The following is a 16,735-nucleotide window of genomic DNA, read 5'->3' as shown; positions in this document are numbered from 1 at the left end:
TACAGTTCTTATCAATTAACCAATGAAATTATATAAGAGTAAGTATATTGCTTATCTGTTAAACGATATTGATCGTGAGGCAGACGTCCCCAGCTGTCATCTCCTCCTACACCTCTTTGTCTGTAATCTAAGTGCAGATAAACCGCTTCTTTAGAATCTAAATCCAAATCAGATGGATGGCGCTGTGCCTTTGTTTTCCCCGGATCCAGCATTTCTGTTGAAATATTCAATGCACTAAAACCAAGCGGCTGTAATCCTTCGATTCTTAAACCTTGCCCTTTTGCATTTTTTAAAGCCAGCCAGCGAACATCCGTTTTATAACCGCCTTCCTGAGGACGAATATAGCTTCTTGTGTACTGATTCATAACTTTATCTGAATATTCTCCAATAAATGCTGCCGAATTTCTATCGGAATAATTTTCCCACGGACCTCTTCCATAATAACTCAAATTATCGAAAGTTCCGTTTAGTTGTGCACGCATTCCGAAACGAGGCATTTCTGGCAATTCTTTTCCAGCCAAATCAATAGAAGCTGTAACTTTTATTTCACCATTATTCTGAATCAAATAATCTACTGTGTAAGGAACATCAACAGTTGCTAATTTGTAAATTGCTTTAATCAATAAACCGTCAGCATTTTTTTTGTCTAAAACAACACTTACAACCGTCGCATTTTTTGAAGCTTCTTTCCAAACCACTAATTTATTTTCCATGTTGCTTCCAAAGTCATTATCTGTTGGAGCACGCCAGAAATATGGAGTTGGGAAATTGGTAAAAATAGCATCGTTATTATTCTTCAAATTGTATTTTAAGATTTCTCCTTTTTGAAGATCAAATTCTCCTGCAATATTTTCTGTTTCAAAAGAAACGATATTATTTTTAACCGTATATTTTAGTTTCGATGCACTTTTTGCAGTTGCATTATTTTTAAAATAAAAACCTTTTCCTATTGCAAATTGTTCTCTTGCAAATTCATGTCCTTTAGCCACTAAAGGCGCATCGTATTTTGAAACTGCATAAATATTCACAAAATACTCTGAATCAGAATCAATTGTTCCTAAATCTAAAGCGACTTTTTTGCTTTCTTCAGGCGCAACATCTAGATTAAATTCTCCTGATTTTGCTATTGCACCATTTTTAACCAATTCCCATTTAAAAGTATAATCAGAAAGATTGGTGAAATTATAAAGGTTTTTCACTGTCAATTCAGATTCATTAGCAAACTGAAAATGAATATTTTGATATCCTTTTTTAATTTCGCTCAAAGCAGGTTTTGGAGTTCTGTTTGAGAAAATAACACCGTCTGCACAACCATTTTCATCATTTTGAAGTTTTGAAGCGCCTAAATCACCGCCGTAAGCCCAAAATGTCTTTCCATTAGCATCTTTCGTTTTAATTCCTTGGTCCACCCAATCCCAAATAAAACCGCCTTGCATGTGTTTACTGCTGTTGATAATATCCCAATACTCTTGAAAATTTCCACCGCTGTTCCCCATTGCATGCGCATATTCACACATAATATAAGGACGCTTTTTATCTGCAGTTGCATAACTTTTCATGCTTTTTATTCCTGGATACATTGGGCAAACAATATCTGTATTTCTATTTTCACCAGCCTGCTCAAATTGAACTGGACGAGTTGAATCAACTTGTTTTAACCAATCGTAAGCATCATAAAAAACAGGTCCGTTTCCGCATTCATTTCCTAACGACCAAATAATAATCGAAGGATGATTTTTATCAAATGCAAACATTCTTTTGATACGGTCTAAATGTGCCGGCGCCCATTCTGGCAAATACGCAGGATGTTTTTTCTGGTCAAACCAATTCTGCCATTCCGCTCCCATCGCGTGTGACTCGATATTCGCTTCATCAACTACATAAAAACCATATTCATCACATAAATCATAAAAATGCGTGTCGTGCGGATAATGACTCATTCTGATCGCATTGATGTTGAATTCCTTCATTAACTGTAAATCTTTCAACATCAATTCAGGACTTGGCACGTGTCCGTTTACATCATCATGTTCGTGAATGTTTACCCCTTTTACCATCACCGCTTTTCCATTAACCAAAAGTTGTGCGTCTTTGATTTCTACTTTTCTGAAACCTGTTTTTTTAGAAACCGCTTCAAGCACATTTCCTTTATTATCTAATAATGTAATAGTGTAACGATATAAATTTGGTGTTTCAGCATTCCATTGTTTTACGTTTTCAATTGTTTTTGAAAAGCTGATTTTCTGTTCTTTAGCATTTACTTTTTTGCTTTCAGAATAAACTGTTTTTCCTTCTTTATCAAACAATTCAACTTTAACCGATGGATTTTTAATTTTGTTATTTTCAAAATATTTCAAAGTAACATCCAGATCAAAAATTCCATTTTTGTATTGATTGTCCAAATCGCTTTTTACAAAATAATCCCAAACGGCAGTTTTAGGCATTGCCTGCAAATAAACATCACGCTCAATACCGCTTAATCTCCAGAAATCCTGATCTTCTAGATAACTTCCGTCGTGCCAGCGAAAAACCTGAACTGCAATTAAGTTTTCTCCTTTCTTTAAAAAAGAAGTAATATTAAATTCAGCTGGCGTTTTAGACGCTTTGGTCATTCCAACTTCTTTTCCGTTTAAAAACACTCTGGCGTAACCAGAAATTGAACCAAAATGAAGTATAATTTCTTTATCATTCCAAGAATCAGCAACTGTAAAATTGCGTCTGTAACTTGCTACCGGATTATAATCTCCTGCAATAAAAGGAGGATTTTTTGGAAATGGATAAGTGATATTCGTATAAATAGGAATATCATATCCTTGCAATTCCCAATTTGAAGGCACCTGAATCTCTTTCCATTTGCTGACATCCAAGCCAGCTTCGAAAAAATCCGTAGGTCTTTGTGACGGTGTTTTTACAATATCAAATTTCCAAGTTCCGTTAAGGCTTTGATACAATGCTGATTTTTTAGGATTGTTGTCCTTCAATTCATCTGCATTGCCAAACAAAAGAAACGAACTACGTCCTAATTCTTTTCCTCGGTCTAAAACTTGCGGATTTTCCCATTCATTGGTTTGTGCGAAATTAATCTGTGCACTTAAAAACAGCGCAGCTGCTAAAAAAATTTTCTTCATCTAACTATTTTTGATTGTCTAAATTTTACTATTGGAAACAGAAAAAAAATTGTCATTCCAAATTGGTTTAAGGCATTTCTTTATAACAAAATCATAAAAAGAACCTTCCTAACACTAACCAAATTTTAAAAACGTGTACCTCAAATAAATAAGGAATGACAAATTCTGGAACACAAATTTAGATAATCAGTTAAAAGACATGAGGGACATTTAGATATACTAGAAGGGGCATTTTAGTATGTAGAGCAGTTTTGTACAAATTTACCCCCTCTATTAAGGCGTTTTTTGCATTTCTTTATAAACAAATAGCATTTTATATCCTTTATCTTTGTTAAAAATTAAAATGATGGCAGAATAAAAAAAGCTTCAAAAAATTAAAGAATAATCAATTTTAAAGCATTAAAAAAAATAATGGATACAGTAAAAATTACTAAAGCCACGCTAGAAGATCTTTCAAAACTGCAGTTTATTGGCAGACAAACTTTCTCTGAAACTTTTGGTGATGTGAATACAGAAGAAAATATGATCAAATATTTGGATGAAAGTTTTTCAACTGAAAAATTAACTTCGGAACTTAAAAATGAACTTTCATCATTTTATTTAGCTGAAATAGATGAAAAAGTTATTGGTTATCTGAAATTGAATACAGGCATAGCACAAACAGAAATTCAAGAAAACGATGCACTCGAAATAGAACGAATTTATGTTGCTAAAGAATTTCACGGCAAAAAAATTGGACAGGAACTTTATAATCAGGCTTTGCTAACAGCAAAAGAAATGCATGCAGCATTTATATGGCTAGGTGTTTGGGAAAAGAATTTTAGAGCTGTACATTTTTATAGCAAAAATGGTTTTGTGCAGTTTGACACACATATATTTAGATTAGGTAATGACGAACAGACTGATTTAATGATGAAAAAAGTTCTCAACTAAAATATTTTAATCTCCTTAATTTAACTTGTTTTCCTATAATTATAAATTGCAAGTGCATTCAAAACAACAGCAAAAATAATCAGATACAATAACTCTTGTCCAACTTCTTTTAATCCGCTTCCTTTGAGAACAATAAGGCGAACGACTTTAATAAAATGTGTTACTGGAGTAAATTCAGACATGGTTCTTGCCCAATCTGGCATACTGTCGGTACTGGTAAAAAGACCGCTCATCAACATGAAAATCATCATAAAGAAAAAGGCGATAAACATAGCCTGTAATTGTGTATCAGCAAAAGTGGAAATCAAAAGTCCTAATCCTAACACCGCAATTAAATAGACTCCCGCAAAAAGATAAAGTACGGCAAGACTTCCTAACGGAAAAATGCCATAAACCAAATACATTACAGTGAGACCGACTGTAAAAACAATAATTCCGACAATCCAAAATGGTATAAGTTTTCCTAAAATAAACTGCCATTTTTGAATAGGCGTTACGTTAATCTGTTCGATGGTTCCTATTTCTTTTTCTTTTACGATGTTTAGCGAAGTTATAAATCCTCCAATTAATGTTAACAGCAAAACTAAAATTCCAGGAACCATATAATATTTATATTTGGCTCGCGGATTGTACCAATTTGTGCTTGTCAGCGTAATTAAGGAAGGCGATATTGAAGCCGACTGCTGTGGCAATTTGAACCGAATATCGAGATCACGGCTAAAATCATTCAATACAACATTTAAATAAGCATTTCCAATGTTTGATTTTGTTCCATTAATGGCATCTGCAGCAATATTAACTTTCTGACTTCCTTCTCGAACCAAGTTTCGTTCAAATCCAGAAGGGATTTCTAAAATTAAATCGGCATCACCGGTTTCAATCGATTTTAAACCTTCTAAATAAGAAGCTGGAGTGGCTTTAATATGAAAATATCCAGAAGAACCAATTTTGTTTATCAGCTTTTGAGAATACGAACTGTGGTCATGATCAACATAGACCACATTCACATTTTTAACCTCAAAATTAGCTGCCAAAGGCAAAATAATCAACTGAATAGTTGGAACAAAAAACATCATTGCCAAAATAGTTTTGTCACGAAATATTTGTCTGAACTCTTTCTGCAATATAAAACGAAGTACTTTCATGACAATCTTATTTTAAATTTTTTCAAAGCAATCGTCAATAAAAGCAGTGCCATTCCGGCCAATACCAGTGTTTCTTTCCACACATACGAAAATCCTAAACCTTTCAGCATAACAGCTTTGACAATAATATAATAATAGTGCGAAGGAAGTAAATGCGAAATCGCTTGAAAAATCCATGGCATATTTTCTAACGGAAACATAAAACCCGTGAGCAATAAAGTGGGCAGCATCATTCCCATCATTGAAATTAACATCGCTGTCTGCTGTGAATCGGTAACATTTGAAATCAGCAGACCTAAAGAAAGACAGGTAATAATAAACAAGATGCTTTCGGCTAAAAGCAGTAAAAAACTTCCTTTTATTTCAACGTCAAGAAGATATACGGAAAGAAATATGATGATTACAAAATTAATTAAAGACAATACTAAATACGGAATTGCCTTTGCAATCAAAACCATTATGGGCTTGAAAGGCGATACAAGCAAAATTTCCATTGTACCGAGCTCTTTTTCCCTAACGACAGAAACAGAAGTCAATGCGGTACAGACAATCATAAATATCAGTGCAATTACACCGGGAATAAAATTGAGTGAACCATTTTGCTGTTCGTTGTAAAGCTGTCGCAATTCGGGAACAATTTGGTAATTTGGTTTAACTGACGGGTTTAATTCCCGCTGATAATCAGTAACAATTGCATTTAAATAATTGGTGACTATTGTTGCTGTGTTTGGATCAGAAGCGTCTGCAATCACTTGAATTTTTGCTCCGCCAATGCGCTGTAAATCAGAACCGAAATTTGCTGGAAAAATAACCGCACATTTTATGCTTCCGTCCTTAAAACGATTCTCGATATCTTTATAATCAAGAATTGGAGCAGCGGTATTAAAATAAGAACTCGACTGAATTTTTCTGATAATCTTCTCCGTATGAACATCATGAGAATTATCCTGCATCGCAATTCCGATATTTTTGACTTCACTGCTCAATGCATATCCAAAAAGAATAATCTGCGCAACGGGAAGTCCAAAGAGAATCAGCAGTGTTCTTTGATCCCTGAAGACATGATAAAATTCTTTCCGAATGAAAACTAACAATCTTTTCATACTAATCTGCTGCTCTTTTGGCATTTCGTGCCAGTTCATAAAAAACTTCATCCATAGAACCCGTATTGAAACGATTTTTCAATGCAGACGGCGAATCTATTGCTTCAATTTTTCCGTCAACCATAATACTGATTCGGTTGCAATATTCGGCTTCATCCATATAATGCGTAGTTACAAATACCGTTATTCCATTGGCGGCAGCCTGATAAATCATATCCCAAAACTGTCTGCGGGTTATAGGATCAACGCCTCCTGTAGGTTCATCCAGAAAAACAATTTTAGGGCGATGAAATACAGCCACTGAAAAAGCCAGTTTTTGTTTCCAGCCCAAAGGCAGTCCGCCCACTAATTTTTTTGCTTCTTTTTCTAAACCTAAAGTCGACACCAATTCATTGCTTCTTTCTTTTATTTCAGGTCGGGAAACTCCATAAACACCGCCGTAAAATTCAATATTCTCAAGAACCGTCAAGTTGTCGTACAATGAGAACTTCTGACTCATATAACCAATATTCTTTTTGATTTTCTCCTGCTGTTTATAAACATCAAATCCCGCAACACTGGCTTCTCCCGAAGTGGGATACGAAAGTCCGCATAGGATTCGCATTGCAGTCGTTTTTCCTGCTCCGTTAGCGCCCAAAAAACCAAATATTTCACCTTCGTTGACTTCAAAACTAATTTTATCAACAGCTTTGAAATCACCAAATTGCTTGGTCAAATCTTTGCAAACTATTGCTTTATTTTCCATTTGACATTTCTTTTGGTTCTTTTAAGTCATTTTGTTCCCGCATTAAACGAATAAAACTGTCTTCAATAGTCGGCTCTATTTTTTTTACTTCGAAATTTTCAGGATGGTATTTTTCTGCAATAGAATGAACCATTTCTTCATTTGCTTTTTCTGATACAAAAGTTACATGAAGAAATTCTCCAAATGCATCACAGCTCTCAATTGCTGCGTCGTTTCTTAGATCTTGAAGCAGTTTATAAATATTTTTCGCTTTGACGGCAAAAAGCGGTTTCGGAAAACTTTTTATAATTTGCTGTGGCGTATCGACAGTCATTATTTTTCCGTTTTGCATCAGCGCAATACGATCGCATAATTTTGCTTCATCCATATAAGGTGTTGACACAATTATGGTAATATGCTGTTCTTTAAGCTTGCCCAGCATTTCCCAAAATTCGCTTCTTGAAACTACATCAACTCCGGTTGTAGGTTCATCTAAAAACAAAACTTCAGGTTTATGAATCAAGGCGCAACAAAGTGCCAATTTTTGCTTCATTCCACCCGAAAGTTTTCCGGCGCGTCTGTTGCTGAAAGGTTTTATCTGATCATAAATATCTTTAATCAATTCATAATTTTCCTCAATTGTGGTTCCAAAAATGGTTGCAAAAAAATTGAGATTTTCCTGTACAGTCAAATCCTGGTACAGCGAAAATTTTCCGGGCATATATCCTACTTTGTTCCGAATTTCCTGAAATTCTTTTACAACATCATGTCCCTGAACAGTTGCGGTTCCGCCATCTGCAAGAAGGAGTGTTGTCAAAATTCGGAAAATAGAAGTTTTTCCAGCTCCGTCAGGACCAATCAATCCGAAGAGTTCTCCCTTCTGCACTTCAAAAGATACGTCATCTACGGCAACAAAATCACCATATTTTTTAGTACTATTTTTTAGTGTAACTGCAGGCATAACATTATTTTATTTTGACCAAAGAACTTCTCCATACATCCCAATTTTCAAATAGCCATCATTCTTCACCTTTACTTTTATGGCATAAACTAAATTTGCTCTTTCATCTTTCGTTGGAATTGTCTTTGGCGAAAACTCCGATTTATCTGAAATCCAGCTAATGGTACCCTGATATTCTTTGTATTTCTTTTCCCCTTGATCAATTCGCACTTTAACTTGCTGTCCTATTTTAATTTGAGGCAATTGTGTTCCCGTAATGTAAGCTCTAAGATTCAACGATTCGAGATTTGCAATTTTGTAGAGCGGTTTTCCCACCATAGCCATCTCGTATTGTTCAGCATATTTTGTCAAAACAGTTCCTTTAATCGGGTTTACGATTATGCTTTTATTTAACTGATCCTCTACTCCTTTTAACTGAACGCCAACCGTATTTCCCTGTTCTGTCAAATTTTCGTTTGTAATTTCCAGAGAATTTTTCTGCGCGCTTATTTGAGATTGCAGCGTTGCCACTTTTGCATTGGCATCGTCTAATTGTTTTTGAGAAGCCACACCGCCTTTTACTAATTTCTCAGTTCGGTTGCGGTCAAGAAGTGCATTTGCAAGCTGTTTTTTTAAAGCGTCAGTCTGAATTTGTTCCTGTGGTCTTCCGCTTAAGATTGCTTTTTTGTTTTGTTTCAGCTGCATTTTATTAATCGCCAGCTGTGTGCTGTCAATATATCCCACTTTTTGTTCAGCTTCTAACTGCTGTCCTTCCTCAACATTTAATTGCAAAATCTGACCATTTGATTCTGCTGCAACAATAGTTTCTACAGCTTCAAAAGATCCTGAAGCATCAAAATCGTTTTCTTTATTATGACATGAAAACATACAGATCATTGGCATAAGAAAATAGAAAAGCTTTATCTTTTTCATAATATATGGTAATTAATTTCCTTTGATTATTTGGTACTCATAGGCCGTCATGAGCAATTGAACTTCGTGCAGTGCTTTCTCTGCACGTGCCGTTCCTTCTTTTTCAGTGGCATTCAGCAAATCTATTAATGGACCGGCACCTGTGTCATATTTTAACTGATAACCTTCACGTATGGTCTGGCGAAGTTTTACAAGAGTATCATCATCTTTCAAGATTGCCGTTTGTCTGTCGATATCGGTTTTTTTCTGATTCATTTGAAATCTGGTATTGAATAAAAAAGTTTCTTCCTGAACTTCAATTTTTTTCAATTCCTGCTGTGTCAGCTGTTTTTCGTTTGAATTTTTATACAACCCTTTTATATCCCAGCCTACGCTTACTCCGGCAACTCCAATAGTAGAAATTTTATTTGGTCCAAAATTAACTCCAGGTGCCAATACAACACCAGCGCCAAGCAATCCTACTTTTGGCATAAGATTGACTTTCTGCATATCAGATTGTGCATTTACCAAATTTCGCTGGCTTTCAAAGCGTTTCTGCTCCGGCCGATTGATCAAGGTGTCAATTCCCATAACATTTATAGGTTTCTCCAGTTGAGTATGGCTGATATTTTTGCCTGTCAAATAAGAAAGCATAGTTTGATACCCCTTTCTGGTATATTCAAAATCTGTTTTTTGCCTGCTGAGATTTAATTGCTCCGCTTTTATTTCATCGACATCCGTTTTGTAGGCGAGGCCATTTTCATGAAGTTTTTTTACCTTATCGATATTGTTTGCAAGAATCTTATTTTGTATTTCCAATTGTTTTAACTGTTCATCAATCAAAAGCATTCCAAAATAAAGCTGATTCACTCTTGAACGCAAATCGTAAAGCGAAACTTCGACAGAAGCCTTATCAACATTTGAAGATGCTTCGATGATCTTTTTTTGCGTTTTAGTTGCACCGCCATCCCAAATTACCTGATTTACTTGTCCCAAACCAATAAATTTAAATTTACTGTCACTTCCCGAACTTCCCATACTCGGGAAATCTCCAAAAACATAACCTTCAATAGCAGTAAGGCTTACTTGTGGCAAATAAGCTTTATTGGCATTGCTCAAAGTATATTCTTTGGTTTTTTCGATCAATTCGTATTGCTTGATTAAAGGATAATTTTCAACCGCCATCTGATAACTTTGATCTACTGTCAATATCTGAGCCTGGACATTTATAAAGGATAGAATTCCTATATATTTAAGTAAGTATAACTTTCTCATGTTGTACAAATAATTAAACTTCTGAATTATTATACAGCGCTAAACATCATATTGATCCACAGCGGGATTTTTTTCTTGCGCTCTTGCATCAAATGGTTAAATTGCTCCATCTGCAAATTTCTGCTTCCCATAATAATAGGTTTTGCAATAAATGGAAAAACCACTAATCCTAAAAGATTCATCAAAAAATGAAGCGGATTGGGTTCTGTTATTATCTTCTTCTCCACCAATTCCTGAAACTGTTTGATGAAAACCGAGTCATTTACAATTTCTTTGATTGGCAGTCTTTTTAAAAGACCATCAGGATTATTTCGTATTTCAGTCAGAATAAAGGTTGGAATTTCTGGTTCTACAGTAATAAAATCAATGTATCGATCTGCAATAATTTCTACTTTTTGCTGTAATGAGGTATTTTCGTCATTCAGTATTATTTTCATACTGCCGATAAACCCAGCAAAAGTTTCAGACATTATTATTTCAAAAAGCTTAGCTTTGCTCCTAAAATAATAATTGAGCAAAGCAAGATTCAAACCTGCTTCTTCGGCAATATCTCTAGTTCTGGTTGCCGTAAAACCTTTTTTATAAAAGACTGTTTTTGCCGCAGTTTTTATTTTTTCTTCTGTACTTGTATCCTTCTTTTTAGACTCTGAAACACTCATCTTTAATAATTTATATGCAAATGTAAAATATTTTTTAATACGTTAATCAAAATATTTAATCAAATGATTAAATATTTTGATTAATACTTACTTATAAAAAAAACGCTGTTATTCTTTTTGAAATAACAGCGTCCTTTTTATTTTGTCTTAACTTCTTTTACTTTCTTCATTATCTCAATAAATCTGTATTGCATAACTTCTTTTTTTCCGTCAGGCATCTCATTATAAGCTCCGTAAAAAATTTTGGTTTTTACTTTATCAAGTCCATTAAACGCTTTAGCTGCTTCAATTTTGACTTTTTCATTTTCAACCTTCAAAGCAACAGTGTCAGCCAATTTAATACTAGAAATATAACAAATCTCTGGCATGAAGCCATCTTTTGTCATTTGAGGAAAAATTCGAAATACTTTTGGTTTGCTTTCAATGTTTTCTAATGTAAAAGGCAAAGTAAATTTTGAGCTGGCTTCTTTAAATACTTTATCGCTAAAATCGTTTATTTCTTGTTCTTTCTGATATTTGAAGAATTCACTGGCCGGCTTTAAACATTGTTTCGCCACAGTCATATAATTTACAGCGTCAATTAAATAGCCTTTTTTATAGCTTTCCTGAGCCAATTTATAATAATCTGGCGCTGTTTTTTTCAATAAAGTATATTGTCCAAACTGTAAAATATTAATCTTCCACTCATTGCCGTACTTACCATAAATTACTGTTATCAATGCATCATTGTATTCACTAGTGGGCATCCATAATACAGTATACATCTCTTTATTTAATGCTTTGTAACCAATAGTATAGTCATTGTCTCCCGAAACTCCCGATATCAAAGTATTCGGAATATCCACAGATGAATTTGAAACATAATATTGATCAAGAATTGTATAGCTTTTAGACTGATAATTACTGCTTACTGTACCAACTAGCTTATCTAGATCAGAATTTACAACTGTAAGAAGTTTGTCTGACAGCAGTGCTTTTACGCCAGGAATATCATTATTCATTATCGCTTTGAATAATTTATCATTTAAAACCTTAATTTCCTGCACTTTACTTGCTTCAATACTTTCATTTTTCTGTGTTCCGTTGGTTCCAAAATTACAGCTTTGAAAAATTACCGCTGATAGAATAATTAGTAAAATTTTACGCATTTGCTTTAATTATTTGAGAATTTTTAATTTTTAAAACATCTTATTTTCCTTAATAAAGGAATAACGAATATAGCTTTTATTGAAAACAAATAAGTGTTTAAGGAAATTAATTTATTGGAAACAGAAATAGCTATTAGTACAAAGTCCAATCAAAATACCACTTTAAAAACAACATCTAAAACACTTATAATAAACAAATTACACATTCATAAACACTATAATTTTCACAAAAAAAGAGTACATTTACTTTATATTGTTTTGAATTACTGCCTTTTATCGATTCTAAAGAAATTTACTGATTCAACTAATTTCTATCGTACCCTATATGAAGAACAATTTTACGTGGATTTTAATCCTTCTTTTTCCAATTGTGGTTATAGGACAAACCGGCCAAAAAAAGGAAATTAACCAGCAGCTTCAAACCTGGGTTTCTATAAATACGGTAACGAAATTTTCAGATCACTGGGCTGTTATTGGAGATTTTCATATTCGCCGAAACGATTTTGTATCTGATCCCAGTTTTTACTTTGTGAGAGGAGGATTTAGTTATATACCAAATTCAAATGTTTCCTTTATTGCTGGATATGCACATATGTGGCTGGCACCTTCAAATGAAGACTGGAATACTTTTTCTGATGAAAACAGAATTTATCAGCAGGCGCAGTTAAATGCTAAAGTGGCAAATGTGAGTATTTTGCAACGCTTGCGAAATGAACAGCGTTGGCAAGAAAAAATTATTAACGATGAACCCACCGGAGACTGGCGTTTTACGAATAGAATACGGTATTTAATGAGTTTTACTTTCCGAATTTCGGATAAAAAATCATGGCCTCAGATGGTTCTTTCAGATGAAATTCTATTGCAATTTGGCCAAGAAGCGGTCTACAATACCTTTGATCAAAACCGGTTTTTCATCGGAATAAAAAAAACAATCAACCCAAAATGGAGTTACGATTTTGGGTATATGAATGTTTATCAGCAAAAATATTCCGGATATCAATATGATATGAATCATACCATCAGACTGTTTTTTTACTTGAGTACGAGTATTCGAAAAAAAGCACCTTCAACGACCGAAAATTCAGGTGATGAATGATTATTTTTTTAAACACATAGAAACATAGATTTTGGGCGCGTAAAAAAGGCGTTTCACTTATTTAAAACAAACATAGTTGGCTATGTGAAAGAAACTGGTTTCTTTTTTGTCCTCTTTTTTAAAAATAAAATCTATGTTTCTATGTGTTATAATTAATTACGCACAATAGGTTATTTCAAGAAATAATCAGCATCAATTAAACGGTTTCCTGTTTCGTCATAAACAGCATAATTAAAACCGCCCTGAACACAATACGAACCGTATTCGCCATTTTTATTCAAAGCAATAAAACCTACCTGAATATCTTTTAAATCTTTATTTCTGTTTTTGGTCAATTTCACAATTCTGGCTACTGCTTCCTCACAAGCTTTTTGAGGCGATTTCCCTTGACGCATCAATTCAACAACCAAATGACAGCCCGCAATTCTGATTACTTCTTCTCCGTGTCCAGTTGCAGTTGCAGCGCCAATTTCGTTATCAACATATAAACCTGCCCCAATAATTGGCGAATCGCCAACGCGTCCGTGCATTTTAAATGCCATTCCGCTTGTGGTACATGCGCCAGAAAGATTTCCGTCTGCATCTAAAGCAATCATTCCTATAGTATCGTGATTTTCAATATTTGCAATTGGCTTATATTTACTGTCTTTCAGCCATTCTTTCCATTCTTTTTCCGACTCTTCTAATAGGAGATTTTCTTTTTTAAAGCCTTGTTCCAATGCAAATTGTAAAGCACCATCACCAACAAGCATGACATGAGGTGTTTTTTCCATCACGGCTCTGGCAACAGAAATAGGATGTTTTATGTATTCCAGACAGGCAACTGAACCAATATTGGCATTTTCATCCATAATACAAGCGTCGAGTGTTACGCGTCCGTCTCTGTCTGGGCGTCCGCCGTAACCAACGCTTCTTTCTTTTGGATCAGCTTCCGGAATTTTTACACCAGCTTCAACAGCATCTAAAGCTTTTCCGTTTTTCTTCAAAACTTCCCAAGCTGCTTCATTTGCTGGTATTCCAAATCGCCATGTCGAAAGCACTATAGGTTTCTTTCCTTTTTTAGAAATTGTCTTTTCTTCTTTTTCTGACTTAGATTGAAAAGACTGCAATGCTACAGCAACTGAAGCTATTGCGGTTGTTTTTATAAAATTCCTGCGGTTTGTCATAACTTATATTTTTTTTAGCCATTCCCTATGGCCATTAGAAGCGACATAATTTATCTCTAATGTAAATTTAGAAAAACTATGCTTCATATAGCATACTTGCCGCGCCTAATAAAGCTGCAATTTCATTATCTGTAGAAACAGAAACATTAATTTCAATTCCTGATTGTTTTACTCTTTTATTGAAAGCATCCAAGAAAAATTCGCTTGCATTGGCAATTTTTCCGCCAATAATAAATCCGTCTGCTTCAAATTTTTTCAGCCAAGGAATTACCACTTCGGCTAAATCCTCTCCCATTTCTTCAAAAACTTTTTTTGCGATTTCATCATCGTCCAGAGCAAGATTGTAAAGTTCTAATCCGCTGTTGCTTTCTTTTCCTGCCAAAGTTTTGTAGTTAGCCAAAAGACCTCGTGCTGAAACATAATCTTCCGCAATTCCGTTTTTAAAAGCAAGATTCCAAATTTCTCCATCTTGAGGAACTGATTCTCCCAATGAAATTGAAATTCCTTTATCAATAAAACAAGCGCCAAGTCCAGTACCTAATGTAACTGCCATTACTTTTTTAGAAAGATTATCGGCGTTTTTAAACACTTCGCCTTTTCCAAAGCAAACGGCATCATTTTCAAAAAGAATAGGAAATTCACTTGAAAGATTTAAAGTTCCCTGAAATAAATAACGCACATTTAGACCATAAAAATGTTCATATTTTGACTGGTCTTTTATCCAGCAAAGCCCGTTAGTGTAATCAAAAGGTCCAGGCATACATATTGTAAGTCCTTTTATTGCTTCAACTTTTGAATTTTTAACCGATGTTCGGATCACTTGCTCCCAAATTAACATAACCTCATTTACAGGCAAATTGGAGTTAAAAGTTTCTTTATGCACCGAAAAATCAATTACTTTCATGCTTAAAAGATCTATAATTGCTGCAGTGATATGTGTTCCTCCTATGTCAATTCCAACGGCATATTCTTTATTCATTCTTTTGTATTTTGAACCATACGAGTGTAAATAATCTCTAATGGTATATTTTTTATTTTTATTTTAGATATTCTTGTCTTTTAAAATCTGCGGATATTTAATGCTTGTATGAACAATCATTTCTCCAAAAAGCGTGTTAGCCCATGCAAACCATTTTCGGGTAAATTTTGCAACATCATCTTTATGAAAAGATTCGTGCATGAAACCTGTATCGGCGTTTGTTTTAATCAAATTGCTGATACATGATTTGATCTCATTTTCATCAACACTTGTAATGGCTCTCAAAACAATACTCATTGGCCAGATCGTATCGGCTCCGGTGTGTGGACCGCCAATTCCTTCTCCTGCTTTTCCTTTGTAGAAAAATGGATTATTTTCTGAAAGAACTACTTTACGTGTATTCAAATAAAGAGGATTGTCTGGTGCAATTGCTCCTAAATAAGGAAGCGACAATAAAGAAGGTACATTTGCATCATCCATCATATGAAAACTGCCGTATCCATTAACTTCAAAAGCAATTATTTTTCCGAATTTTGGATGTTCAATTATTCCGTTTTCTTCTAATCCTTTTTGAACTTGAGCTCTTAATTCAGTGGCTTTGGCAACTAAATCTTTGTCTAATAAAGCCGGCAACGAGAAGATTTCGATTAAATAACCCAAAACTTCAATCGCAAACATATTACTCGGAATCAAATAACCAAATAAAGTGCTATCGTCGCTTGGTCTAAAAGTCGAAACTATTAAGCCACAAGGTTTTACTGGATAACCGTAACCGCTCAACGGAACTCCATCTGTCGCCCAAGCAGTTTCTCTTTGAAAGCTGTAAGGCCCTTTTCCGTTAAAACGCTGTTGTTCTTTAAAAGTCTGCAATACTAAAAGCATTGCTTCTTTCCATTTGCTGTCAAATAAACTTATGTCTCCAGTTTCTTTCCAATATCCATGTGCCAAACGAATTGGGTAACATAAACTGTCAATTTCCCATTTGCGTTCGTGAATTCCCGGCTGCATTTTAGTCAAATCATTTTTCCATTCACTTATTTTGGTAAAATCTTTATAAAAAGCATTGGCGTATGGATCAAGCAGAATACATTTTGTCTGACGGTTGATAACACCTTTTACCAATTCGGCTAATTTTTTATCTTCTTTTACAAACGGAATGTAAGGCCAAATCTGTGCGGTACTGTCGCGAAGCCACATTGCATCAATATCTCCGGTAATTACATAAGTATCCGGTTTTCCGTCGATAATTTCAAAATCAACTGTAGTGTCCAGGGTATTTGGAAAACAATTTTCAAACAGCCAAGCCAATTCTGGGTTTGCAATTTGTTTTTTGATTCTCACAATCGCAGCTTCAATCGCTGGACTGGTAAATTTTCTTTCTTTTAAAGGAGGTCTTTTGCTGATAAAATCTTTAAGAACAAAATTAAAACTGTCCGATTGCATTGCAAAAACATCTGTTTGAAGTGCTAATAATCCAGCTGAAAAAATGCCTGTATTTCTTATAAATTTTCTACGTGACTGCATAGT

Annotated in this window: 14 protein-coding genes; 2 read left to right on the top strand and 12 right to left on the bottom strand. The window is 34.5% G+C overall.

Annotated features, from left to right (window positions below; genetic code table 11):
• Positions 1-11 precede the first annotated feature (11 nt).
• On the bottom strand, positions 12-3,128 hold the full coding sequence (locus GKZ88_RS11195; protein WP_155102462.1) for a glycoside hydrolase family 2 TIM barrel-domain containing protein: 3,117 nt from the start codon (positions 3,126-3,128) through the stop codon (positions 12-14).
• Positions 3,129-3,539: 411 nt separating this feature from the next.
• On the opposite strand from GKZ88_RS11195, the gene GKZ88_RS11190 reads away from it, so the two are divergent.
• Positions 3,540-4,061, top strand: a complete 522-nt coding sequence (locus GKZ88_RS11190) for a GNAT family N-acetyltransferase (RefSeq protein ID WP_155102461.1) — start codon at positions 3,540-3,542, stop codon at positions 4,059-4,061.
• Positions 4,062-4,081: 20 nt separating this feature from the next.
• Here GKZ88_RS11190 and GKZ88_RS11185 read toward each other — a convergent pair whose 3' ends face one another.
• The 8 genes from GKZ88_RS11185 to GKZ88_RS11150 all read right to left on the bottom strand — a co-directional run bounded on the left by GKZ88_RS11185 (position 4,082) and on the right by GKZ88_RS11150 (position 11,967).
• Positions 4,082-5,206, bottom strand: a complete 1,125-nt coding sequence (locus tag GKZ88_RS11185) for an ABC transporter permease (RefSeq protein ID WP_155102460.1) — start codon at positions 5,204-5,206, stop codon at positions 4,082-4,084.
• Positions 5,203-6,309: an ABC transporter permease gene (locus GKZ88_RS11180; protein WP_155102459.1), complete on the bottom strand. Its 1,107-nt coding sequence runs from the start codon at positions 6,307-6,309 to the stop codon at positions 5,203-5,205. The genes GKZ88_RS11185 and GKZ88_RS11180 overlap by 4 nt, the downstream gene beginning before the upstream one ends.
• 1 nt (position 6,310) lies before the next feature.
• Entirely contained in the window at positions 6,311-7,054 is a 744-nt protein-coding gene (locus tag GKZ88_RS11175; RefSeq protein ID WP_155102458.1) for an ABC transporter ATP-binding protein, read from the bottom strand.
• Positions 7,044-7,994, bottom strand: a complete 951-nt coding sequence (locus GKZ88_RS11170; RefSeq protein ID WP_155102457.1) for an ABC transporter ATP-binding protein — start codon at positions 7,992-7,994, stop codon at positions 7,044-7,046. The genes GKZ88_RS11175 and GKZ88_RS11170 overlap by 11 nt, the downstream gene beginning before the upstream one ends.
• Before the next feature lie 9 nt (positions 7,995-8,003).
• Positions 8,004-8,906 (bottom strand): HlyD family efflux transporter periplasmic adaptor subunit, encoded by a 903-nt coding sequence (locus GKZ88_RS11165; RefSeq protein ID WP_155102456.1) that lies wholly within the window; start codon positions 8,904-8,906, stop codon positions 8,004-8,006.
• Positions 8,907-8,918: 12 nt separating this feature from the next.
• Positions 8,919-10,160, bottom strand: a complete 1,242-nt coding sequence (locus GKZ88_RS11160) for a TolC family protein (protein ID WP_155102455.1) — start codon at positions 10,158-10,160, stop codon at positions 8,919-8,921.
• A 29-nt stretch (positions 10,161-10,189) separates the two neighbouring features.
• The gene (locus tag GKZ88_RS11155) at positions 10,190-10,819 is read right to left on the bottom strand and encodes a TetR family transcriptional regulator (RefSeq protein ID WP_155102454.1); all 630 of its coding nucleotides are present in this window, start codon (positions 10,817-10,819) and stop codon (positions 10,190-10,192) included.
• 137 nt (positions 10,820-10,956) lie between these two features.
• Positions 10,957-11,967: a hypothetical protein gene (locus tag GKZ88_RS11150; protein ID WP_155102453.1), complete on the bottom strand. Its 1,011-nt coding sequence runs from the start codon at positions 11,965-11,967 to the stop codon at positions 10,957-10,959.
• A gap of 325 nt (positions 11,968-12,292) precedes the next feature.
• Between GKZ88_RS11150 and GKZ88_RS11145 the strand changes: the two genes are divergently transcribed.
• Positions 12,293-13,063 (top strand): DUF2490 domain-containing protein, encoded by a 771-nt coding sequence (locus tag GKZ88_RS11145; protein WP_155102452.1) that lies wholly within the window; start codon positions 12,293-12,295, stop codon positions 13,061-13,063.
• A 170-nt stretch (positions 13,064-13,233) separates the two neighbouring features.
• Here GKZ88_RS11145 and GKZ88_RS11140 read toward each other — a convergent pair whose 3' ends face one another.
• From GKZ88_RS11140 to GKZ88_RS11130, 3 genes are all read right to left on the bottom strand, one after another.
• Positions 13,234-14,229 (bottom strand): N(4)-(beta-N-acetylglucosaminyl)-L-asparaginase, encoded by a 996-nt coding sequence (locus GKZ88_RS11140; RefSeq protein WP_155102451.1) that lies wholly within the window; start codon positions 14,227-14,229, stop codon positions 13,234-13,236.
• 76 nt (positions 14,230-14,305) lie between these two features.
• Positions 14,306-15,208 (bottom strand): ROK family protein, encoded by a 903-nt coding sequence (locus GKZ88_RS11135; RefSeq protein WP_155102450.1) that lies wholly within the window; start codon positions 15,206-15,208, stop codon positions 14,306-14,308.
• Positions 15,209-15,271: 63 nt separating this feature from the next.
• Entirely contained in the window at positions 15,272-16,732 is a 1,461-nt protein-coding gene (locus GKZ88_RS11130) for a glycoside hydrolase family 125 protein (RefSeq protein WP_155102449.1), read from the bottom strand.
• Positions 16,733-16,735 lie beyond the last annotated feature (3 nt).

It is taken from the genome of Flavobacterium sp. LC2016-01 (genome assembly GCF_009711135.1).
In the GTDB taxonomy this organism is placed as follows: Bacteria; Bacteroidota; Bacteroidia; order Flavobacteriales; family Flavobacteriaceae; genus Flavobacterium.
The sequence above is the reverse complement of the archived record's forward strand: the minus strand, read 5'-3'. Positions and strand labels throughout refer to the sequence as shown.